19 protein-coding genes are annotated in these 18,688 nt (G+C 73.8%); 5 read left to right on the top strand and 14 right to left on the bottom strand.

The annotated features are described in order from the left end of the window. Positions 1-18: 18 nt before the first annotated feature. Positions 19-1,065, bottom strand: a complete 1,047-nt coding sequence (gene lipA / locus GCE86_RS17400; protein ID WP_167537052.1) for a lipoyl synthase — start codon at positions 1,063-1,065, stop codon at positions 19-21. Positions 1,066-1,420: 355 nt separating this feature from the next. On the opposite strand from lipA, the gene aspS reads away from it, so the two are divergent. Next, positions 1,421-2,707 carry an aspartate--tRNA(Asn) ligase gene (aspS, locus tag GCE86_RS17395; RefSeq protein ID WP_154227944.1) on the top strand — a complete coding sequence of 429 codons (1,287 nt, stop codon included), beginning with the start codon at positions 1,421-1,423 and terminating at the stop codon, positions 2,705-2,707. A gap of 67 nt (positions 2,708-2,774) precedes the next feature. Then, the gene (locus GCE86_RS17390; protein WP_154227943.1) at positions 2,775-3,809 is read left to right on the top strand and encodes an FUSC family protein; all 1,035 of its coding nucleotides are present in this window, start codon (positions 2,775-2,777) and stop codon (positions 3,807-3,809) included. Here the strand turns inward: GCE86_RS17390 and nadE are convergent. The 5 genes from nadE to GCE86_RS17365 all read right to left on the bottom strand — a co-directional run bounded on the left by nadE (position 3,806) and on the right by GCE86_RS17365 (position 8,828). Then, on the bottom strand, positions 3,806-4,630 hold the full coding sequence (nadE, locus tag GCE86_RS17385) for an ammonia-dependent NAD(+) synthetase (protein WP_154227942.1): 825 nt from the start codon (positions 4,628-4,630) through the stop codon (positions 3,806-3,808). The genes GCE86_RS17390 and nadE overlap by 4 nt on opposite strands. Before the next feature lie 16 nt (positions 4,631-4,646). Further along, complete coding sequence (locus tag GCE86_RS17380) at positions 4,647-5,039, bottom strand: VOC family protein (protein ID WP_154227941.1); 393 nt, start codon at positions 5,037-5,039, stop codon at positions 4,647-4,649. Positions 5,040-5,043: 4 nt separating this feature from the next. Next, entirely contained in the window at positions 5,044-5,691 is a 648-nt protein-coding gene (gene lipB / locus GCE86_RS17375; protein ID WP_091268377.1) for a lipoyl(octanoyl) transferase LipB, read from the bottom strand. A 28-nt stretch (positions 5,692-5,719) separates the two neighbouring features. Then, complete coding sequence (locus GCE86_RS17370; protein WP_163636850.1) at positions 5,720-6,955, bottom strand: TolB family protein; 1,236 nt, start codon at positions 6,953-6,955, stop codon at positions 5,720-5,722. Positions 6,956-7,016: 61 nt separating this feature from the next. Next, complete coding sequence (locus GCE86_RS17365; protein WP_154227939.1) at positions 7,017-8,828, bottom strand: DUF6311 domain-containing protein; 1,812 nt, start codon at positions 8,826-8,828, stop codon at positions 7,017-7,019. Positions 8,829-9,017: 189 nt separating this feature from the next. Between GCE86_RS17365 and GCE86_RS17360 the strand changes: the two genes are divergently transcribed. Continuing rightward, on the top strand, positions 9,018-10,229 hold the full coding sequence (locus GCE86_RS17360) for an extracellular catalytic domain type 1 short-chain-length polyhydroxyalkanoate depolymerase (protein WP_154227938.1): 1,212 nt from the start codon (positions 9,018-9,020) through the stop codon (positions 10,227-10,229). A 22-nt stretch (positions 10,230-10,251) separates the two neighbouring features. Here the strand turns inward: GCE86_RS17360 and GCE86_RS17355 are convergent, their stop codons facing one another. From GCE86_RS17355 to GCE86_RS17345, 3 genes are all read right to left on the bottom strand, one after another. Next, positions 10,252-11,151 carry a TIGR01777 family oxidoreductase gene (locus GCE86_RS17355; RefSeq protein WP_154227937.1) on the bottom strand — a complete coding sequence of 300 codons (900 nt, stop codon included), beginning with the start codon at positions 11,149-11,151 and terminating at the stop codon, positions 10,252-10,254. 113 nt (positions 11,152-11,264) lie between these two features. Next, positions 11,265-11,771 carry a DinB family protein gene (locus tag GCE86_RS17350; protein WP_154227936.1) on the bottom strand — a complete coding sequence of 169 codons (507 nt, stop codon included), beginning with the start codon at positions 11,769-11,771 and terminating at the stop codon, positions 11,265-11,267. A gap of 49 nt (positions 11,772-11,820) precedes the next feature. Next, the gene (locus GCE86_RS17345; protein ID WP_167537051.1) at positions 11,821-12,111 is read right to left on the bottom strand and encodes a hypothetical protein; all 291 of its coding nucleotides are present in this window, start codon (positions 12,109-12,111) and stop codon (positions 11,821-11,823) included. Positions 12,112-12,594: 483 nt separating this feature from the next. Here GCE86_RS17345 and GCE86_RS17340 point away from each other — a divergent pair, with 483 nt between their 5' ends. Next, positions 12,595-12,843 carry a GntR family transcriptional regulator gene (locus tag GCE86_RS17340; RefSeq protein WP_204342631.1) on the top strand — a complete coding sequence of 83 codons (249 nt, stop codon included), beginning with the start codon at positions 12,595-12,597 and terminating at the stop codon, positions 12,841-12,843. On the opposite strand, the gene GCE86_RS17335 is transcribed toward GCE86_RS17340, so the two are convergent. The 5 genes from GCE86_RS17335 to GCE86_RS17315 form a co-directional block, all read right to left on the bottom strand. Next, positions 12,840-13,607 carry an aminoglycoside adenylyltransferase domain-containing protein gene (locus tag GCE86_RS17335; protein WP_154227933.1) on the bottom strand — a complete coding sequence of 256 codons (768 nt, stop codon included), beginning with the start codon at positions 13,605-13,607 and terminating at the stop codon, positions 12,840-12,842. The genes GCE86_RS17340 and GCE86_RS17335 overlap by 4 nt on opposite strands. A gap of 68 nt (positions 13,608-13,675) precedes the next feature. Continuing rightward, positions 13,676-14,599 (bottom strand): LLM class flavin-dependent oxidoreductase, encoded by a 924-nt coding sequence (locus tag GCE86_RS17330; RefSeq protein WP_154227932.1) that lies wholly within the window; start codon positions 14,597-14,599, stop codon positions 13,676-13,678. Between the two features lie 114 nt (positions 14,600-14,713). Next, positions 14,714-15,604 (bottom strand): oxidoreductase, encoded by an 891-nt coding sequence (locus GCE86_RS17325; protein ID WP_154227931.1) that lies wholly within the window; start codon positions 15,602-15,604, stop codon positions 14,714-14,716. Then, on the bottom strand, positions 15,601-16,116 hold the full coding sequence (locus tag GCE86_RS17320; RefSeq protein WP_244317004.1) for a hemerythrin domain-containing protein: 516 nt from the start codon (positions 16,114-16,116) through the stop codon (positions 15,601-15,603). The genes GCE86_RS17325 and GCE86_RS17320 overlap by 4 nt, the downstream gene beginning before the upstream one ends. A 99-nt stretch (positions 16,117-16,215) precedes the next feature. Continuing rightward, positions 16,216-17,547, bottom strand: a complete 1,332-nt coding sequence (locus GCE86_RS17315; RefSeq protein WP_154227930.1) for a low temperature requirement protein A — start codon at positions 17,545-17,547, stop codon at positions 16,216-16,218. A 134-nt stretch (positions 17,548-17,681) separates the two neighbouring features. Here GCE86_RS17315 and GCE86_RS17310 point away from each other — a divergent pair, with 134 nt between their 5' ends. Continuing rightward, positions 17,682-18,629 carry an SDR family NAD(P)-dependent oxidoreductase gene (locus GCE86_RS17310; protein WP_154227929.1) on the top strand — a complete coding sequence of 316 codons (948 nt, stop codon included), beginning with the start codon at positions 17,682-17,684 and terminating at the stop codon, positions 18,627-18,629. The last annotated feature ends 59 nt before the right edge of the window (positions 18,630-18,688 follow it).

Here is an 18,688-nt window from a genome sequence, read left to right as displayed (position 1 = left end):
CGCGGTGGACGGCCGGCCTCAGCCGGCGGCCACGACCTCGTCGCGGGCAGCGAGCGCCTGCTGGTAGAGCCGTCCGGCCCGGTACGACGAGCGGACCAGCGGGCCGCTCATCACGCCGGCGAAGCCGATCTCCTCGGCCTCCTCGCGCAGCTCGACGAACTCCTCCGGCTTGACCCAGCGGGTGACCGGGTGGTGCCGGGGGGAGGGGCGCAGGTACTGCGTGATGGTGATCAGCTCGCAGCCGGCCTCGTGCAGGTCGCGCAGTGCCTGGGAGACCTCGGCCCGCTCCTCGCCCATGCCGAGGATCAGGTTGCTCTTGGTGACCAGGCCGTCGGCGCGCGCCTGGCGGATCACGTCGAGGGAACGCTCGTAGCGGAACGCCGGGCGGATCCGCTTGAAGATCCGCGGCACGGTCTCCACGTTGTGCGCGAGCACCTCGGGCCGGGACCCGAAGACCTCGGCGAGCTGCTCGGGCACCGCGTTGAAGTCGGGGATCAGCAGCTCGACGCCGCAGCCGGACTGCAGGGCGTGGATCTGCCGGACCGTCTCGGCGTAGAGCCAGGCGCCGCCGTCGGGCAGGTCGTCGCGGGCCACGCCGGTGATGGTGGCGTAGCGCAGGCCCATGGCGGCGACCGACTCGGCGACGCGGCGGGGCTCGTCGGCGTCGAACTCGGCGGGCTTGCCCGTGTCGATCTGGCAGAAGTCGCAGCGCCGGGTGCACTGGTCGCCACCGATGAGGAAGGTGGCCTCCCGGTCCTCCCAGCACTCGTAGATGTTGGGGCAGCCGGCCTCCTGGCAGACGGTGTGCAGCCCCTCGCGCGAGACGAGCCCGCGCAGCTGGGTGTACTCCGGGCCCATCTTGGCCTTGACCTTGATCCACGGCGGCTTGCGCTCGATCGGCGTCTCGGCGTTGCGCGCCTCGATCCGCAGCATGCGCCGCCCCTCGGGTGCAACCGTCGCGGTGGGCGCTGCCTGCTCAGTCGTCGGCGCGGAGTGCTCGATCGTCACGAAACCGAGCCTACGCCGGTCGGCGGCCGTCGATGAACGTCGGGCGACCGGCGTCACGCCCCGAACGATGTGACACCGGACACGAGCCACCAGAAATCCCCGTCACAAGAGCCGCGGAAGGGTGCTAGCGTGCCCGGCAGAGCTGCGACGGAGCCGAGTAGCGACCCGACCCGCCAGCGCAGAGAGCCGCCGGTTGCTGGAAGGCGGTCTGGCGCCGGGCCGCGAAGACCCTCCCGAGCTGCGGGAAGAACGGCGTCCGCGCCCAGTAGAACCCGCCCGGCTGGCCCCGGTGAAAAGGCGACCGAACGAGGCCCCGCCACGCGCGGGGCGAAGGTGTGGTGGCACCGCGAGGTTTCCCGCTCGCCCACACCTCCCGGGGATCGCGTTGCGATTGATCGAGGAGGTAACCGCCGTGCAACGCATCCTGTCCTCCCAGCTCACCCACCACGTCGGCGCGACCGTGCGGATCGCCGGCTGGGTGCACCGCCGCCGGCTGCTCAAGTCGGTGGCCTTCCTGATCGTCCGGGACGCCGCGGGCCTGGCCCAGGTGGTGGTCACCGACGCCGCCGTGCGCGCGGCCGTCGAGTCGCTGCCCGAGGAGACCGTCGTCGAGGTCACCGGCACGGTGGTCGCGAACGCCACCGCGCCCGCCGGGGTCGAGCTGGCCGAGCCGGCGGTACGACCGCTCGGCCCGCCCGCCGTCCCGCCGCCGTTCGACCTGTACCGGCCGGTGCTCACCGCCACCCTGCCCACCCAGCTCGACCACGCGCCGACCGCGCTGCGCCACCCGGCCCGCGCCGCCGCGCTGCGGATCTCGGCGGCGGCCGTGGCCGGCTTCCGGGCCGCCCTGGACGCCCGCGGGTTCGTGGAGGTCCACACCCCGAAGGTGGTGGCGTCGTCCACCGAGAGCGGGGCGAACGTGTTCGCGCTGGACTGGTTCGGCCGGCCCGCGTACCTGGCCCAGTCGCCGCAGTTCTACAAGCAGCTCATGGTCGGCGTCTTCGAGCGGGTCTACGAGGTCGGGCCGGTGTTCCGGGCCGAGCCGCACGACACGGTCCGGCACCTGGCCCAGTACACCTCGCTCGACGTCGAGCTGGGCTTCGTCACCGACCACCGGGACGTGATGGCCGTGCTGCGGGAGACGCTGGCCGGGATGCTGGCCGAGGTCGCGGGGCGGGCCGACGGGGCGCTCGCCACCCTGGGCCTGGCCCTGCCGGAGGTGCCCGCCGAGATCCCGGCCGTGCACTTCACCGAGGCGCTGAAGATCGCCGGAGCGCCGGCCGACGAGCCGGACCTCGCCCCGGCGCACGAGCGGGCGCTGGGGGAGTGGGCGCTGCGCGAGCACGGCTCGGACTTCCTCTTCGTGACCGGGTACCCGATGGCGAAGCGGCCGTTCTACACCCACCCGGACCCGGCCCGGCCCGCGTACTCCAACGGCTTCGACCTGCTGTTCCGGGGGATGGAGCTGGTCACCGGCGGGCAGCGGCTGCACCGCCACGAGGACTACCTGGCCGCCCTGGCGGCCCGCGGCGAGCCCGTGGAGCCGTACGCCGGGTACGTGGACGCGTTCCGGCACGGCATGCCGCCGCACGGGGGCTTCGCCATCGGGCTGGAACGCTTCGTGGCCCGGCTCACCGGCGCGGCCAACGTGCGGGAGGTGACCGCCTTCCCCCGGGACCTGCACCGCCTCACGCCCTGACCGGGGATCACGCCGCCGCGATCCGGGTACCCCGCGTCGCGGCGGCGGCCGGAAGGTGAGGGGCGGCATGGGTGAGCAGGTACGGGCGACGCTGCGCGGCCTGCTGCACGTCCGGCCGGCGGCCGGCGCGCACCGGGTCGCGCTGCGGGCCGGGATCAGCGTCCTCGTGCCGCTGCTCGCGGTGCTCGCCGCCGGCCGGCCGGGCTGGTCCGTGTACGCGGTCTTCGGGGCGTTCACCTCGCTCTACGGCCGCAACCACGTGCACCTGTCCCGGGCCGTCATGCAGGCCAGCGCCGGGGCGGCCCTCACCGGGACGGTCGTCCTCGGCGTGCTGGTCGGCTCGCTGCCGTCCCGGGCGTGGGTCGCGGTGCCGGTGGCCGCGGGCGTCGCGGCGCTGGGCGCGGTGCTGGCCGCCGCCCAGGACTGGCACCCGCCGGGCCCGCTGTTCCTGGTGTTCGCGTTCGGCGCGGTCGCCTCGGCGCCGCACGCGGTGTCGGACGTGCCGGTCGCCGCCGCGCTGGCCGGGGCCAGCGCGCTGTTCTCGCTGCTGGTCGGCAACGTGGGCAGCGTGCTGCGGCGGCAGCGGAGCCGGCCGGCCCGCCTCGCGCACGTGTGGACCTGGCAGCCGGTGCGCTACGCCCTGGCCGTGGTGGTGGCCGGGGGCGTGGCGACCGCCGTCGGGATCGGCCACCCGTACTGGGCCATGGTGGCGGCCGTCGCCCCGCTCAGCGCGGTGGGGGTCACGGCCCAGCTGGTCCGCGCCGCGCACCGGATCCTCGGCACGCTGCTCGGGCTGCTCACCAGCGCGGCGCTGCTCGCTCCCGCGCTGTCGCCGTACGCCGTCGTGCTGGTGGTCGCGGTGCTGCAGATCGTCACCGAGCTGCTGGTGGGCCGCAACTACGGGCTGGCGCTGCTGTTCATCACGCCGATGGCCCTGCTCATGGGCCAGCTCGCGGTGGCCCGGCCGGCCGGGCAGCTGCTCTACGACCGGGGCGTGGAGACGGTGATCGGCGGGATCGTCGGCGGCGCGATCGTGCTCTGCGAGCCGTGGCTGCGGGCTCGGTTCGCCGCCGGCCCGCACGACGGCGCTGGTCCGACCTAGGGCGCGACCGGGAGCTGGCGCTTGTGCTCGGTGGCGCGGTAGCGGGCCACCAGCGCGGCCTCCACCTCGGCCGGCACCGGCCGGCCCTCCAGGTAGTCGTCGATGTGCGCGTAGGCCAGGCCGAGCGCGTCCTCGTCGAGCTTGCCCGGGGCCAGGCTCTCCAGGTCGGCCGTGGGCGCCTTGCCGACCAGCTCGGCGGGTGCGCCGAGCGCGGCGGCCAGCGCGCGCACCCGCCGCTTGGTCAGCCCGGTCAGCGGGATCAGGTCGGCCGCGCCGTCGCCGTGCTTGGTGAAGAAGCCGGTGACCGCCTCGGCCGCGTGGTCGGTGCCGACCACCAGCCCGCCCTCGGCGCCGGCCACCGCGTACTGGGCGATCATGCGCTGCCGCGCCTTGACGTTGCCGAGCACGAAGTCCTGCTGGGCGGCGTCGCGGAAGGTCAGCCCGCCGGCGACCAGCGCGGCCAGGGCGGCGTCCGCGGCCGGCTTGACGTCGACCGTGAGCACCCGGTCCGGGCGGATGAACGCCAGCGCCGCCTGGGCGTGGTGCTCGTCGGCCTGCACCCCGTACGGCAGGCGCATGGCGACGAAGACGGCCGGGTGTCCGGCGGCGCGGGCCCGTTCCGCCGCGAGCTGGCAGAGCCGGCCGGCCGTGGTGGAGTCGACGCCGCCGCTGATGCCCAGGACCAGCGTGGTCAGACCGGTGTCGACCAGGCGGTCGGCGAGGAAGACGACGCGGCGCTCGATCTCCTCGGCGGCGTCGAAGGTCGCCGGCACCCGCAGCTCCTCGGCGATCCGCTGCTGGGTCGACATCACGTCGGTCATCGGGGTCCTCTCCTCGTCAGGCGGGACCGAGCAGGTCCCAGGGGTTGCCGGCGAGGTCGCGGAAGACGGCGACCCGCCCGTACGGTTCGGTGCGCGGGGGCTTCACGAACTCGACCTTCGCCTCGACCATCCGCCGGTAGGTGGCGTCGAAGTCGTCGACCTGGAGGAAGAAGCCGACCCGGCCGTGGGTCTGGTCGCCCACCGCGGCCGCCTGCCGCTCGCCGTCGGCGCGGGCCAGCAGCAGCCCGGTGCCGCCGCCCGGCGGGCGGACCACCACCCAGCGCTTCGGGCGGCCGTCGTTGGTCAGGGACGGCGTGTCCTCGGTCAGCTCGAAGCCGAGCACCTCGGTGAAGAAGGCGATGGCCGGGTCGTAGTCGGCGACGACCAGGGTGACGAGATCGATCCGCACCCGGTCAGTCCTGGACCGTGACCAGGGTGGGCAGGTGCCGCTCGACCACCGGCAGCACGTCGGCGACCGTGATGGTGCGGCCCAGCTCGGCGGTGAGCGAGGTGACGCCGGCGTCGCGGATGCCGCACGGCACGATCCGGTCGAAGTGACCGAGGTCGCAGTCGCAGTTGATGGAGAAGCCGTGCAGGGTCACGCCCCGGGCCACCCGGATGCCGATGGCGGCCACCTTGCGGGCCGGCCCCCGGTCGTCCTCCGGCACCCAGACGCCGCTGCGCCCCTCGACCCGGCCCGCGGCCAGCCCGAACTCGGCGCAGACGTCGATCAGCAGCTCCTCGGTGCGCCGGACGTAGGCCACCACGTCGACGGGGTCGGGCAGCTTGACGATGGGGTAACCGACCAGCTGCCCCGGGCCGTGCCAGGTGATCTTGCCGCCGCGGTCCACGTCGATCACCGGGGTGCCGTCCATCGGCCGGTCCCACGGCTCGGTCCGCTTGCCGGCGGTGTAGACGCTGGGGTGCTCCAGCAGCAGCACGGTGTCGCCCCGCTCGCCGGCCACCACGGCCTCGTGGAGCCGGCGCTGCTCGTCCCACGCGGCCTGGTAGTCCAGCAGGCCGGCACGGACGGCGGTCAGCCCGGAAGTCGTCACGCTCACCCGTCCAGCCTAGTCGTGCCCGACGGCCTCAGCCCGGTGAGGCTCGTCGCTCCCGGCGACGGAGCAGAGCGCGTGCGAGCAGGACGGCGAGCAGCAGAGCCGGCAGGGCGACCACGGGGTAGAGCCACCACGGAGCCGCCCACGGGGAGGGCCGCGGGGCGGAGCCGGCGAAGACGGCGTCGGCCAGCAGGTCCGCCGGCACGTCGAAGCCGGAGACGCCCGGGGGTCCCGTCACCAGCACCTGCTCACGGCCGCCCGCCGCCACGGCGACGAGCGACGCGTGCCGGTCCTCGAAGGTGGTCTCCCGCGACAGCCGGTTCAGCACCGCTTCGCCGTTGCGCCAACCGACCAGCTCGGTCGCCCAGCCATCGACCGGGACGGAGGTGCCGAGCGGTTGACCGGTCGCGGCATCGAGGAACTCGAGCCGCCAGGACCGGGCGGCCGCCTCCTCGAGGGTGCATGCCGGGCCGGCGCAGCCGTCGAAGGCGAGCAGCGCGATCCGCGCGCCGTCGGGGCTCCAGGCGCCCCGCCCGGCGAGCAGGTGGCGTTCGTCGAGGTCGCGCTGCCAGCGCACACCGCCCCTTGCCGCATCGGTGACCGTCAGCCGCTGCCGCTCGACAGCCGGATCGGTCGGGCCGGCGACCACCACCAGGCTGCCGTCCGGTGACCAGGCCCCGGTGGTGTGACTGGCGAACGTGCCGGCCGCGAGCACCCGCTCCGCACCGTCGTACGGGTCGACCACGAGCAGGTCGTCCGGCTTCGCGGGGTCGTTGAGCTGCTGGTTGTCCGGCCCGTACGTGATCACCGCGTCGTCGTTGTCCCGCGTGCCGAGCAGCGTCCTGCCGTCCGGTGACCAGGCCAGCGCGCGGATGCCCGGCCGGTGGGTGCGGTCTTCCGCACCGGTGGTCAGGTCGACCAGCACCCCTCGGTGGGGCCGCACATAGTGCCGCCCGTCCGGAGATAGCAGCCCGTGATCCTCACCGACCTGCAGCGGGATCAGCCGGTAGGCGCCGTCGCGCCCCACCAGCACGCCGGTCGACTCGAAGTAGCGGGTGTTCGAGGTGAAGAAGACCACCGAGGCTGGGCCGGCGGGACGCTGACCGACCGTCGCCTGCCAGAGCCACGGGTCGTAGACCCGGGCCGGCGCCGGGTCGGAAGCGGCGGCCGCGGCCGCCGCGGCGAACGAGCCGGAAGCCAGTGCCGCGGCGGCGAGGATCGACAGGGCTGCGCGCAGGGCGGCCCGTCGACCGATCCGGAGGGACATCACGCGCACCATTAGACGTCGTCGTCCGGCTTCCGGTGGTCCCGTGCCACCCCGGGCCAGGTCAGGCAGGCGGCACCCGCCAGACCCAGACGTCCTCGACCCGTTCGGGCGGGCCGAGCAGGGCGGTGGCGGTACGGCGCACCGCCTCCTCGTCGACGTCGAACTTCGCCCCGTGCACCCGGTCGGCCAGCACCACCGTCTCGACGCCCCAGTAGCGCAGGTCGGCGCGGGCCTCCCGGATGCTGCCGTCGGTGATGATCGGCACCAGCCCGGTCCGCCCGGCCTGGTCCACGAGCGCGCTGAACGTGCGCGGCACCGGCCCGATCCGGCCCCGGCCGTCCGGCCCGCCGGGGCCGAGGAAGAAGCCGGCCGGGATGCGGAACTCGCCCTGCCGGTGTGCCAGGGCGTACGCCTGCCAGCGCTGGCCGTCCGGATAGATGTCCACGGTCAGCGGCAGCGGGGTGAGCACCCCGCCGGGGGAGACGTAGCGCTGCCAGGCGCCGGTGGTGATGAACGCCGGCACCGGCTCCCGGACGTGGGTGAGCAGCGGGGTGGGCAGCAGTGGCAGCAGGGCGGCGGCGAAGCCGAGCGCCCAGACCAGCTCGGTGGAGCGGTGCCGGGGCGGCCGGGCGCGCAGCGTGTCCACGGCGTACGCCAGCAGCAGCCCGATCACCGGGGCCACCACCAGAGCGAGCCGGGAGGGCAGTGCCGCGTTGATCACCGGCAGGTTGTCCAGCACCCCGAACGGCAGCAGCTGGCCGGTGCGCCGGCCGTTCCACTTGGCCGTGGGCCCCCAGGACAGCACCGCGAAGACCAGCGCGGTCACCCCGAGCGCGGTGAGCGTGGCTCGGAACGCCCGGTCGGCGCGCCGCCAGAGCAGGACGAAGCAGGCCACGGCGAGCAGCAGCAGGGGGATGCCGAAGAAGGAGTTCTCCTCGGTCGGGTTGGGCGCGAGGGAGGTGCCGAGCCCGGCCCAGCCGGCCAGCGACCGCCGCGGGTACGAGCCGAAGGCGGCGATGTCCTCGGAGTGGATCATCGGGTCGAAGCCGGTGCCGTGGAACCGCTGCGGCCCGGCGAAGTGCAGCCACAGCGGGTACGCCAGCAGCACCCCGGACACGAGCGCGGTGACCCCGAGCCCGCGCAGGAAGCTCGGCAGCGCGGCCCGCACCTCGTCCCGGCGGACCTTGTGCAGCGCCCACACCAGCAGGAACAGGGCGAGCGCCAGGGCCGTGAAGAACAGCCCCTCGGCGGCGATCGAGAAGGCGAGCGCCACCAGCACGCCGAGCACGACCCCGCCGGCGATCGCGCGCCCGGGGCGGCGCAGCCGGAACACGCCCCAGACGAGCAGCGGCACCAGCCAGCCGGCCGTCCAGTTCAGGTGCGCGTTGGCGTGCGACACCATGGCCGGGCAGTAGGCGATGAAGAGGGCACCGACCCCGGCGGCCAGCCGGCTGGTGACCAGGTGCCGGCTGAGCAGCCAGTACCAGGCCACCGCGGTGGCCGCGAGGTTGAGCGTGAGGATCACCAGGAACGTCGCCGGCGGCCCGATGAGGTACGTCAGCGGCGCGAAGACCACCGCGTACGCGGTGATCGAGGTGTTGACCGCCAGGTTCACCCCGTCCGGGACGTTGATCAGGTGGGTGAAGAACGGGTTCTCCCCGTGGGTCACGGCGTGCCCGCCGAAGGCCAGCAGCCACTCGAAGAGGGCCTGGTCGCTGGAGTTCACGGTGATCGTGCGGGTGTTCGGGTCCCGCCACATCCCGCTCGTCACCCAGATGGCGAGGGCCACCGCGGCGAGCACCAGCACGAGGTCGGCACGCCGGTTCCGGGCGGCGGTCGACGGGCCGGTGACCGGGGACGGGGAGAACGGCACGCAGCGGACGTTACCAACCGGACCTGGACACGCCGGTCAGACACGAAACCCGGGTGGCCCGAAGCCTCCCGCACACTTCGGCGGTCATGAATGTGTGAACGGCGGCCATTCCGGGAGCGTGAAACGCGGACGTAACGTCGCGGCAACTCGAAGGTGACCCAGTTCACAATTCGCCGTCAGGAGGTCGCCGTGCGCCGCTCCTCATCCCTTCTCACCCGCCTGGCCGGGGTGGCGGCCGGGGTCGTGCTGGCCGCGGCCGCCGTCCTCGTCGCCGCCCTGCCCGCGCAGGCCGCCGCGCTCACCCAGGTGACCGGCTTCGGCTCGAACCCCGGCAACCTGGCCATGTACGCCTACCGCCCCGACGGCCTGCCGGCCAACGCCCCGGCCGTGGTGCTGCTACACGGCTGCACCCAGAACGCCTCGACCTACTTCACCAACTCCGGCTGGCAGAAGTACGCCGACCAGTGGAAGTTCGCGCTGATCGTGCCGCAGCAGCCCTCGGCCAACAACGCCAACTCCTGCTTCAACTGGTTCGAGACCGGGGACACCGCCCGGGGCCAGGGCGAGGCGCTGTCGATCAAGCAGATGGTCGACTACGCCAAGGCCAACTATTCCGTCGACGGCAGCCGGGTCTACGTCAGCGGCCTGTCGGCCGGCGCGGCGATGAGCGCCGTCATGCTCGCCACCTACCCGGACGTCTTCGCCGCCGGCTCCGTCATCGCCGGCATCCCGTACCGCTGCGCCACGAGCACGACCAACGCCTTCAGCTGCATGAACCCGGGCGTCGACAAGACCCCGGCGCAGTGGGGCGACCTCGTTCGCAACGCGTACGCCGGCTACACCGGCAAGCGCCCCCGGGTGGCCGTCTGGCACGGCACCTCGGACACCACCGTCGCGCCGCTGAACGCCGCCGAGTCGCGGGACCAGTGGACCAACGTGCTGGGCGTCTCGCAGACCCCGACCAGCACCGCCTCGTTGCCGGGCGGCACCAGCCTGGAGGTCTACGGCAGCGACCAGGTGCGGCTCTACCGGGTCTCCGGCATGGGCCACGGCACGCCGGTCGACCCCGGTTCGGCGGCCGACCAGTGCGGCACCGCCGGGGCGTACTTCCTCGACACGATCTGCTCGACCTACCGGGACGCGCTGTTCTTCGGGCTCAACGGGGGTGGCGGCACCCCGACCCCGACGGCGACCGCGTCGCCGACCCCGAGCCCGACCCCGACCACCGCGCCGGTCTGCGTGACCGCCAGCAACTACGCGCACGTCACGGCGGGCCGCGCCTACCAGTCCGGCGGCTACGCCTACGCGCTGGGCAGCAACCAGCGGATGGGCCTCTACAACACCTTCTACACGAGCACCCTCAAGCAGACGGGCCCCGCCTACTGGGTGATCGGCTGCTGACCGTGCCGTCGCCCTCGCCGGCTCACCCGGCGAGGGCGGCGCGCAGCGCGCCCGGCAGGTCCGGGTGGGTCCAGGCGAAGCCGGCCTTGCCGAGCACGCCGGGAAGGACCCGGGTGCTGGTGAGCGCCTCGTGGGCGAAGCCGCCGAGGGCGACCTTCAGGGCCAGCGCGGGGATCGGCATGATCGCCGGCCGGTGCAGTTGGCGGGCCAGCTCCCGGGTGAACTCGGCGTTGGTGACCGGCGCCGGGCCGACCACGTTGACCGGCCCGGCGAGGTCGTCGCGGGCCAGCAGGAAGGCCACCGCGTCCAGCCAGTCGTACAGCGAGATCCACGGCAGCCACTGCCGGCCGTTGCCCAGCTTGCCGCCGACACCCAGCCGGAAGGGCAGCAGCTGCGGCTTGAGCATGCCGCCGTCGCGGTGCAGCGGCAGCCCGGTGCGCAGCCGCACCACCCGGGTCCCGGCGTCCTCGGCCGGCCGGGTGGCCGCCTCCCAGACCCGGCAGACGTCCGCCAGGAAGCCCTCGCCGGCCGGCGCGTCCTCCTCGACGGTCCGGTCGCCGGTGTTGCCGTACCAGCCGACGGCGGAGGCGTTGACCAGCACCGCGGGCCGGTCGGCGGCGGGCAGCCCGGCGATGGTGATCGCGAGCGTGGTGGTGCTGTCCACCCGGCTCGACCGGATCAGACCCTTGTACGCGTCGTTCCAGCGCTTGTCGCCCACCCCGGCGCCGGCCAGGTTGACCACCGCGTCGGCGTCGGCCACGACCTGCGGGTCGAGCTGGGCGGCGGAGGGGTTCCACTGCCGCTCGTCGGGGGTGCGCGGCGCGCGGCGGACCAGGCGGGTGACCTGGTGCCCGTCGGTGGTGAGCCGGTCGACCAGTCGGGTGCCGAGGAAGCCGGACACTCCGGCCATGAGGATCCGCATGTCCATATCTTCGGATACGGATGGCGATCCGGATGCGTTGAGCGAAATCACTCACTCGTCGTTCGCGGCTCTTGCCCGCCGACCTTCCCGGCGCTACCGGCGTGCGGAGATGTTCACTCCCCGGTCTGGCCGTCGATCGCCTCGCGCAGGATGTCGGCGTGCCCGAGGTGGCGGGCGTACTCGTCGATCATGTGGGCGAGGATCCAGCGCAGCGAGTAGGTGGCGCCGGTGACGGGCTGGCGGCCGGCCGCGTCCAGCGGGCGCTCGGCGGTGAGCCGTCGCGCGACGGCCACCTCCGCCCGCCAGAGCGCGAAGGTCTCCGCACCCGTGGCCGCGGCGACGTCGGTGAACGGGGCCTCCGGGTCGTCGGTGAGGTCGAAGAGGTCGCCGGGAAAGGCGCCGGCGAGCACCGCCTGGAAATACCACCGCTCCACGGTGGCGAGGTGCCGGACCAGGCCGATGAGCGACAGGCCGGAGGAGGGCACCGGCCGCAGCCGCAGCTGGGCGTCGGTGAGCCCGGCGCACTTGCGGACCAGGGCTGCACGCTGGAAGTCCAGGAAGGCCTCCAGCAGCGTCCGTTCGTCCACGGTGGCCGGGAGCGCGAACCGTTCATCGATCATCGTCCGGATCGTACGCGCGTTCGACGCTCCGTGGCTGACACGGGCTCGGTCAACGCGGATCGTCGGGGACGGGCCTGCAGGCCGTCCCGTGGATGCGACGGGGGATCGCCCAGCCGAGGAAGCGCCTGAAGAGTTGTCCCGGCTCCGGCCCGTCGTCGGGGTGCAGCGTGTGCAGTTGCCCGGCCGCGTCGTGCAGCATCCCGCCGAGGTAGATGAGCAGCGCCACGCGGTCCTCGGCGTACTCCCGGGTCAGGGCGAGTCGGGCCGGCGCACAGGGCCAGGGTGCGGCGCAGGCCCGGCAGAGCCAGAGCGGCCGCAGCGGCAGGTGCGCGACGCTCACCACCGGCGGCCACACCGTCAGCGCCCCCGATCGGGTACGCGCACCAGCATCGCCCGGATGGCGAGCTTGACGTCCTCCACCGTGACGAACCACGGCACCGGCAACTCGCCGAGCACCTTCTCCATCGCATCCACCGGTTGGCCGACCACTGACCGCACGCTGCTCCGCCTCTCCTGTCGGGGTGCGGCGCCGAGACGGGCGGGGACGGCCGTGTGCGCGTGGTCGGCCGGAGCCCGGCACCCGTCCCGGGCCTGCTCACGGGCCGTCGGCGCTAGGCCGCAGGCAGGGGGTGGCACCCGGCCGACTACCGGGGGAGTGGTCGGCCGGGTGGTTCTACGGAACGACCAGCTCGCGGTTTGCAGACCTGGAAGCTGGTCATCGAGAGCTTTGCACATCATGTTGTATAAAGCAAGGGCGAAGCTCTCCTTACTTGTTGTGCCTAGTAGTTCATGGTCGAATGGCGGTGCAGACCTGGGAGTGTGGATGCCCGCCAAGGCGAAGTGGGCGCAGCTGGCCGACTACGTCCGTGAGCGGATTGAGTCGGGCGAGCTGGCGCCAGGGGAGAAGCTGCCGTCGACCGCGCAGCTGAAAGAGGAGCACGGCGTGTCGCAGACCGTCGTGCGTCAGGCGATCCTCGTCCTGCAGATGCAGGGTTGGGTGGAAGGCGTCCACGGGGTCGGCGTGTTCGTCGCCGAGCAGTTGCCGGACGCGCCAGGCAGGTCCGACCGCTAGGAGTGCGTGTTCACCGCGCCCCGGGAGGTCTCGCGCAGCACGCTGTCGAGCACATGGGCTATCCCGTCCCCGTCGATCGGTGCCGCAGGATCGGACTCGTACTGGTGAAGCGCCTGCCGGACCGCGCTCAGCGACGGATCCCGGTCGAGCGCCCACCGCGCGGCCTGCCCCTTGGCACAGTGCACACCCTCCAGCGCGAAGCGCCAGATCCGGCAGGCGGTGAGGACCATGAGGGCGCCGTGTTCCGCGTCGCCGATGCGCGATCGCCAGGTCGCCAGCCAGTGCCGGCCGCGCTCGTTGATCCACGCCGTCGGTACGGGCGCGATCACGTCATGCGGCCGGGTGCCGCGGAGAGCGTGCCCGTCGGCGCGAGCCATCGACAGCTCCGTGGGGAGGTCGGGGGCGGCAATCACGCCGCGTTCGACTTCGACACCGATGGATGATCGCTCGTACCGACCGACGTGCAGCTCCAGCGGTGGCGTCCGAGTCGGCACGCTGGCGACATCGGCCGTCACGACGTGCAGGTCGATGCCCGCCGCGGTCCCGAGTGGCGTGCGGCCCACCCGGCACACCATGGCGTCGATCTGTGGGTCGGACAGTGCGCCATCGGCGACAACGAGCACGTCGATGTCGCTGCGACCGGGTCGGAAGCCGCCGGCCGCGAGCGATCCGTGCAGGATCACCGACCGGACTGCCGCGCCGATGATGTCCACGACCGACTGGGCGAGTTCCTCCGCGGCCGTCCGAGCGGAGAGGTCTGCCATCCGGTATTCCTAGCAGGCACGGCGGCGACTGGTGACCGGCCCGGCTGGGACCGGCATCACAGGAGTGATCAAGTGATGGCGGCCAGGCGGGGGAGCAGCGTCGCCAAGGCGTCGACGGCGTCCCTGCGTACCACGAAGCGGGTGATCCCCCAGCGGCGCCGGTGCTCCGCGACGGCCGCGACGATCTCGTCGGCGGTGCCGATCAGCACGAACGGGGTCGCGAGCAGGTCGGCGACGGTCAGCCCGGTGTCGGCGGCGATCGACGCTGCGGCCGCCTCGGCGTCGTCGGTGACGGTGACCTGCTGGACCAGGGCCTCCAGCGCGGGTGGCTCGTCCCGGCCCGCCGCGCCGGCCGCCACGTGGGCCAACTGCGCCTCGATCTGCTCGGCCCCCCACCGCACGTCGTGGGCGTGGCCGTCGGCGAGGGTACGCCCGAAGCCGGTCAGGCCGACCACGTCGGCGTGCGCGCCGGCCCAGCGCAGCAGCGTCGAGTTGGCCGTACCCATGGTGAGCGGCACCCGGTCCTGGACCGGCCGCAGCTCGGTGAGCCGCGCCGCGTGGGCGGCCAGTTCGGCGGTGTCCACGGTGACCTCGTCGCCCGCGAGCAGGGCCCGCACGGCCTCGGCGACCGCGACGCAGCGGCGGACCCGTCCGGCCACGTCGGGGCGCTCGCGGCCGACGGCCCGCCACTCGGCGGGGGTGTGCCCGGCGCCGAGGCCGAGCCGGGCCCGGCCGCCGGAGACCACGTCCAGCGTGGCCACGTCGGTGGCGAGCAGGATCGGTTCCCGCACGCCGGCGTTCGAGACGTACGAGCCGAGGCCGAGCGTCGAGGTCACCGCCGCCGCGGCGGCGAGCGCCACGAACGGCGATGCGCCGTGACCGGGGTGGTCGGCGGCCAGCAGCGCGTCGAAGCCGGCCGCCTCGACCCGCCGGGCCAGCCCGGTCCAGCTCGTCGCGTCGGTCGGCCGGGCCTGCACGGAGAAGATCGCCATCGGCCCAGCATCGCCGCAGCACCGCGGCCCCGACCAGCCCCCGCGGGCCGATTCTGCCGACGGCCGAACGCGGCCGGAGGTGAGAAGAGGCCCCTGAACAGGGGCCCCTTCCGTTCAGGCGGTCTCGTGCACGGCGGCCAGGCGGGACAGGTCGTCGTCGGTGAGCCGCAGGGCGCCGGCGGCGACGTTCTCCTCCAGGTGCGCCGGGTTGCCGGTGCCCGGGATGGCGAGCACGTTCGGCCCCTGGTGCAGCGTCCAGGCCAGCCGCACCTGCGCCGGAGTCACGCCGTGCTCCCGGGCCACGGCGCGCACCTCGTCGTGCTCCTCGCCGCTCGCCCCGGCCTCCCGCCCGCTGGTGGCGAGCGCGAAGAACGGCACGAACGCCGTACCGTGCGCGGCGCAGTCCCGGATCAGCGCGTCGTTGCTCCGGCGGTAGCCCAGGCTCCATGAGTTCTGCACGCAGACCACGGGGGCGATGGCGCGCGCCTCGGCGACCTGGCCCGGCGTCACGGCCGAGACGCCGAGGTGCCGGATCAGGCCGGCGTCGCGCAGCTCGGCGAGCGCGCCGAAGTGCTCGGCCAGCGGCTCCGGGCCGTACACCCGGAGGTTCACCACGTCGAGGTGGTCCCGGCCGAGCTGGCGCAGGTTCTCCTCGACCTGGCCGCGGAGCTGGTCCGGCCGGGCCATGGGCAGCCACCGGCCGGACGGGTCCTTGCCCGGCCCGACCTTCGTGACGATGGTGAGGTCCTCCGGGTACGGCGACAGCGCCCGGTTGATCAGCTCGTTGGCCGAGCGCAGCGGCGAGAAGTAGAACGCCGCGGTGTCGATGTGGTTGACGCCGAGCTCGACCGCCCGGCGCAGCACCGTCACCGCCCGCTCCCGGTCGCTGGGGCTGCCGTCCGCGTTCGCGGTCAGCCGCATCGCGCCGAAGCCGATCCGGTTGACGGTGCGGTCGCCGAGCTGCCAGGTGCCGGCCGCGGCGGCGTCGACGGTGTCGATGGTCATGCGGTCTCCGTCCGTTCGAGAAGGTCCCCGTTGCCGGGTGGCGTGACGCCGAGCAGTTCCACGGGGTCGCCGGCCAGCCGGTTCAACGCGGCGACGATCTTCCGCTCCTCGTAGCCGAAGTGCGACTCCAGCAGCGCCGCGAGCCCGTCCAGCTCGGCGCGGACGGTCCGGCCGTCGGCCGCGCCGGCGAGCAGGGCGTCGATCCGGCGCAGCAGGTCGGCGACGACCCGGTGGTCCGCGCGGAGCTCGGCGAGCACCGGGCCCAGCTCGGGCGCCTGCTCGGCCAGGGCCTGGAACGCGCCGCCGTCCTCGCCGGTGTGGTGGCGGTCCAGCGCGGCGCAGAACCCGGCGCAGTGCGCCCGCAGTTCCCGGGTCAGTGCGGCGGTGCCGCCGCCGGGGGCGTCGAGGCTCGCGCGGAGCCGGGCCAGCTCCTCGCGGAGCCAGTGGTGGATCTCGATCAACTGGGTGCCGAGCGCGGTCAGCCGTCCGCTCGGTGGTTGGGATGGGTGCACATGGTCCCCTGCCGTCCCGCGTCTCCATGCCCACGGCGGCCTTCGTGCCGGGTGCACCGCGACGCTGGCCCCCAGTCTAGAACGCGGTGGGGGAGTGGATCACTCGCCCTCGTCGCGCTCGTGCGGCTCGTGCCAGCGCGCCCGGTAGGCGGCCTCGTGGGCCTCGTGGCTGGTGCGTTCCTCGAAGACGAGCCCCCGTAGCGCGCGCCGGCCCTCGTCGAAGACCACCACCTCGGCCGCCACCATGCCGACGGTGATCGCGGTCAGCAGCGCGAGGGCGGCCAGCGCGGGCAGGTGCGAGGCCACCGGGATGCTGACGGCGAGCAGCAGCACGGCGGCGACCCGGGTCCAGCTCACGGTCCGCAGGGTGCGGAGCTGGAAGAGCATGTTGCCGCAGAGGTAGAAGATCACCCCGCCGAACAGCAGCGGTACGCCGGCGTTCTGCGCCGGCAGGTGCTGCGGTACGTGCGGGTCGGCGACCTGGTGCACGATCATCTCCGCGCCGAGTGCGAACAGGATGATGCCGGCGATCATCGGCAGGAAGAAGTACCCGTAGGCGTCCCGGGCCATGGCGACGCGGGGGCCGTCCTCGGCGGCGTGCAGGGCGATCCGGGCGGCCGGCCCGATCATGTCGTAGTGCGCCCACCACAGCGCCGCCGTGAAGAAGATGCCGAGCACGGCCGCCGCCACGGCCGGCCAGGTCGGCGGCTGGCCGAGCAGGTTGCTGCCGACGCCGACCGAGATGACCGACTCGCCCAGCGCGATGATCAGGATGAGGTCGTAGCGCTCGGTCCAGTGCTCGGCCGAGGCGACGCCCCAGCCCCAGGTGCCCGCGATGAGGCCGGTGGAGTACTGGAGCAGCACCACGGTCGCCCAGAGCCCGTCCCGGACCGCCGCCGACGAGACGAGATCGTCGAGCCTCGGGGGCACCAGGGCGGCCACCCCCAGCAGCAAAGTGCTGCCCACCAGTTCGGGGGTGAACCGGAGGAGCTGGCGGCGCTCGTTCGGGCTGTCCCGCACGGCGTGCAGGTAGAGCAGCAGGTGCACGCCCCGGATCACCATGTAGCTGATCGCCGCGACGATCGGCCCGGCCGCGTTGCCGCGCGGATCCCGGAACGCGTTCGGCAGGGACAGGGCGAAGGTGAACAGGGCCGCCATGCCGACCGTCATGAGGACCGGCACGAAGCCCTCGCCGAGCCGGATCCGGGTGGCCACGATGCTGTGCACCACCCACGACCACCAGAGCACGGCGAGGACCAGCAGCGCGTGCAGCAGCGCGCCGCCGTTGACCTGGAGCGCGGTGGCCCGGGTGATGATGAAGAACGAGAAGACGAAGACCAGGTCGAAGAAGACCTCGAACCGGTCCACCCGGGCCCCGGGCGCCACCGGCACGGCCGGCCCGAGGCGTCCCCGCCACCCGAAGCCGCTCACCCGGCCGAGTCTGTCAGCGCACGACCGGCCGCGGGCCGGATTCTGCCCAGGCCGGGCGGTGGCGGAGCCGCGTTACGTCGCCGCCGCCCGGGGAAGACGCGTGGACCACGGGCCGCCGCCGAGAAGGATGGATCATGACCGCCAGCACACCCGTCAGCACGCCGTTCTCCCGCGAGACCACCGCCCTCGAGGTCGTCCGTGACCTCGACCTGACCGGCCGGCGGGCCGTCGTCACCGGCGGCGCCTCCGGGATCGGCGTGGAGACCGCCCGCGCGCTCGCCGCCGCCGGGGCCGACGTCACGCTCGCCGTCCGCAACACCGAGGCCGGGCAGCGCGCCGCCACCGACATCACGGGCACCACGGGCAACGACCGGGTCCTGGTCGCCCCGCTCGACCTGGCCGACCTCGCTTCGGTGGCCACCTTCGTCCGCACCTGGGACGGACCGTTGCACATGCTCGTGAACAACGCCGGGATCATGGCCTCGCCCGAGATGCGCACCGAGCAGGGCTGGGAGATGCAGTTCGCAACGAACCACCTCGGGCACTTCGCGCTGGCCACCGGGCTGTTCCGGTCCCTGGCCGCCGCGGGCGGCGCCCGGATCGTCTCGGTCAGTTCCTCGGCGCACCTGCGCTCGCCGGTGGTCTTCGACGACATCCACTTCCGCCGGCGGCCGTACGACCCGTGGGCGGCGTACGGGCAGTCGAAGACGGCGAACGTGCTCTTCGCGGTGGACGCCACCCGACGCTGGGCCGGCGAGGGCATCTACACCAACGCGCTCATGCCGGGCGCGATCCGGACGAACCTCCAGCGCTACGTGAGCGACGAGGACCTGGCCCGATTGCGCGCCGAGAGCGGTGGCGGGGACTCCCCGAGCTGGAAGGACACCGAGCAGGGCGCGGCCACGTCGGTGCTGGTCGCCGCCTCCCCGCTGGTCGCCGGGGTCGGCGGCCGGTACTTCGAGGACTGCCAGGAGGCCGGGCCGAACCAGCCGGGCACCCGCACCGGCTACGCCCCGTACGCACGCGACCCGGAGGCCGCCGAGCGGCTCTGGGAGGTGTCCGAGGAGCACCTGCGCGGCTGACCCGACAACGACGGAGGGGGCGCGCGGCGGATGCCGCGCGCCCCCTCTCGTGCCGTCAG

The organism is Micromonospora terminaliae, assembly GCF_009671205.1.
GTDB lineage: Bacteria > Actinomycetota > Actinomycetes > Mycobacteriales > Micromonosporaceae > Micromonospora > Micromonospora terminaliae.
Note: the sequence above shows the minus strand (reverse complement) of the source record. Positions and strands in the feature narration are given on the sequence as shown.

Bases quoted from the DNA above. Each gene is read 5' to 3' on its own strand.
- GCE86_RS17390 (WP_154227943.1), top strand. From the start codon at position 2,775: ATGGGTGAGCAGGTACGGGCGACGCTGCGCGGCCTGCTGCACGTCCGG.
- nadE (WP_154227942.1), bottom strand. From the start codon at position 4,630: ATGACCGACGTGATGTCGACCCAGCAGCGGATCGCCGAGGAGCTGCGG.
- GCE86_RS17370 (WP_163636850.1), bottom strand. From the start codon at position 6,955: ATGTCCCTCCGGATCGGTCGACGGGCCGCCCTGCGCGCAGCCCTGTCG.
- GCE86_RS17355 (WP_154227937.1), bottom strand. From the start codon at position 11,151: ATGCGGATCCTCATGGCCGGAGTGTCCGGCTTCCTCGGCACCCGACTG.
- GCE86_RS17350 (WP_154227936.1), bottom strand. From the start codon at position 11,771: ATGATCGATGAACGGTTCGCGCTCCCGGCCACCGTGGACGAACGGACG.
- GCE86_RS17340 (WP_204342631.1), top strand. From the start codon at position 12,595: ATGCCCGCCAAGGCGAAGTGGGCGCAGCTGGCCGACTACGTCCGTGAG.
- GCE86_RS17335 (WP_154227933.1), bottom strand. From the start codon at position 13,607: ATGGCAGACCTCTCCGCTCGGACGGCCGCGGAGGAACTCGCCCAGTCG.
- GCE86_RS17330 (WP_154227932.1), bottom strand. From the start codon at position 14,599: ATGGCGATCTTCTCCGTGCAGGCCCGGCCGACCGACGCGACGAGCTGG.
- GCE86_RS17325 (WP_154227931.1), bottom strand. From the start codon at position 15,604: ATGACCATCGACACCGTCGACGCCGCCGCGGCCGGCACCTGGCAGCTC.
- GCE86_RS17310 (WP_154227929.1), top strand. From the start codon at position 17,682: ATGACCGCCAGCACACCCGTCAGCACGCCGTTCTCCCGCGAGACCACC.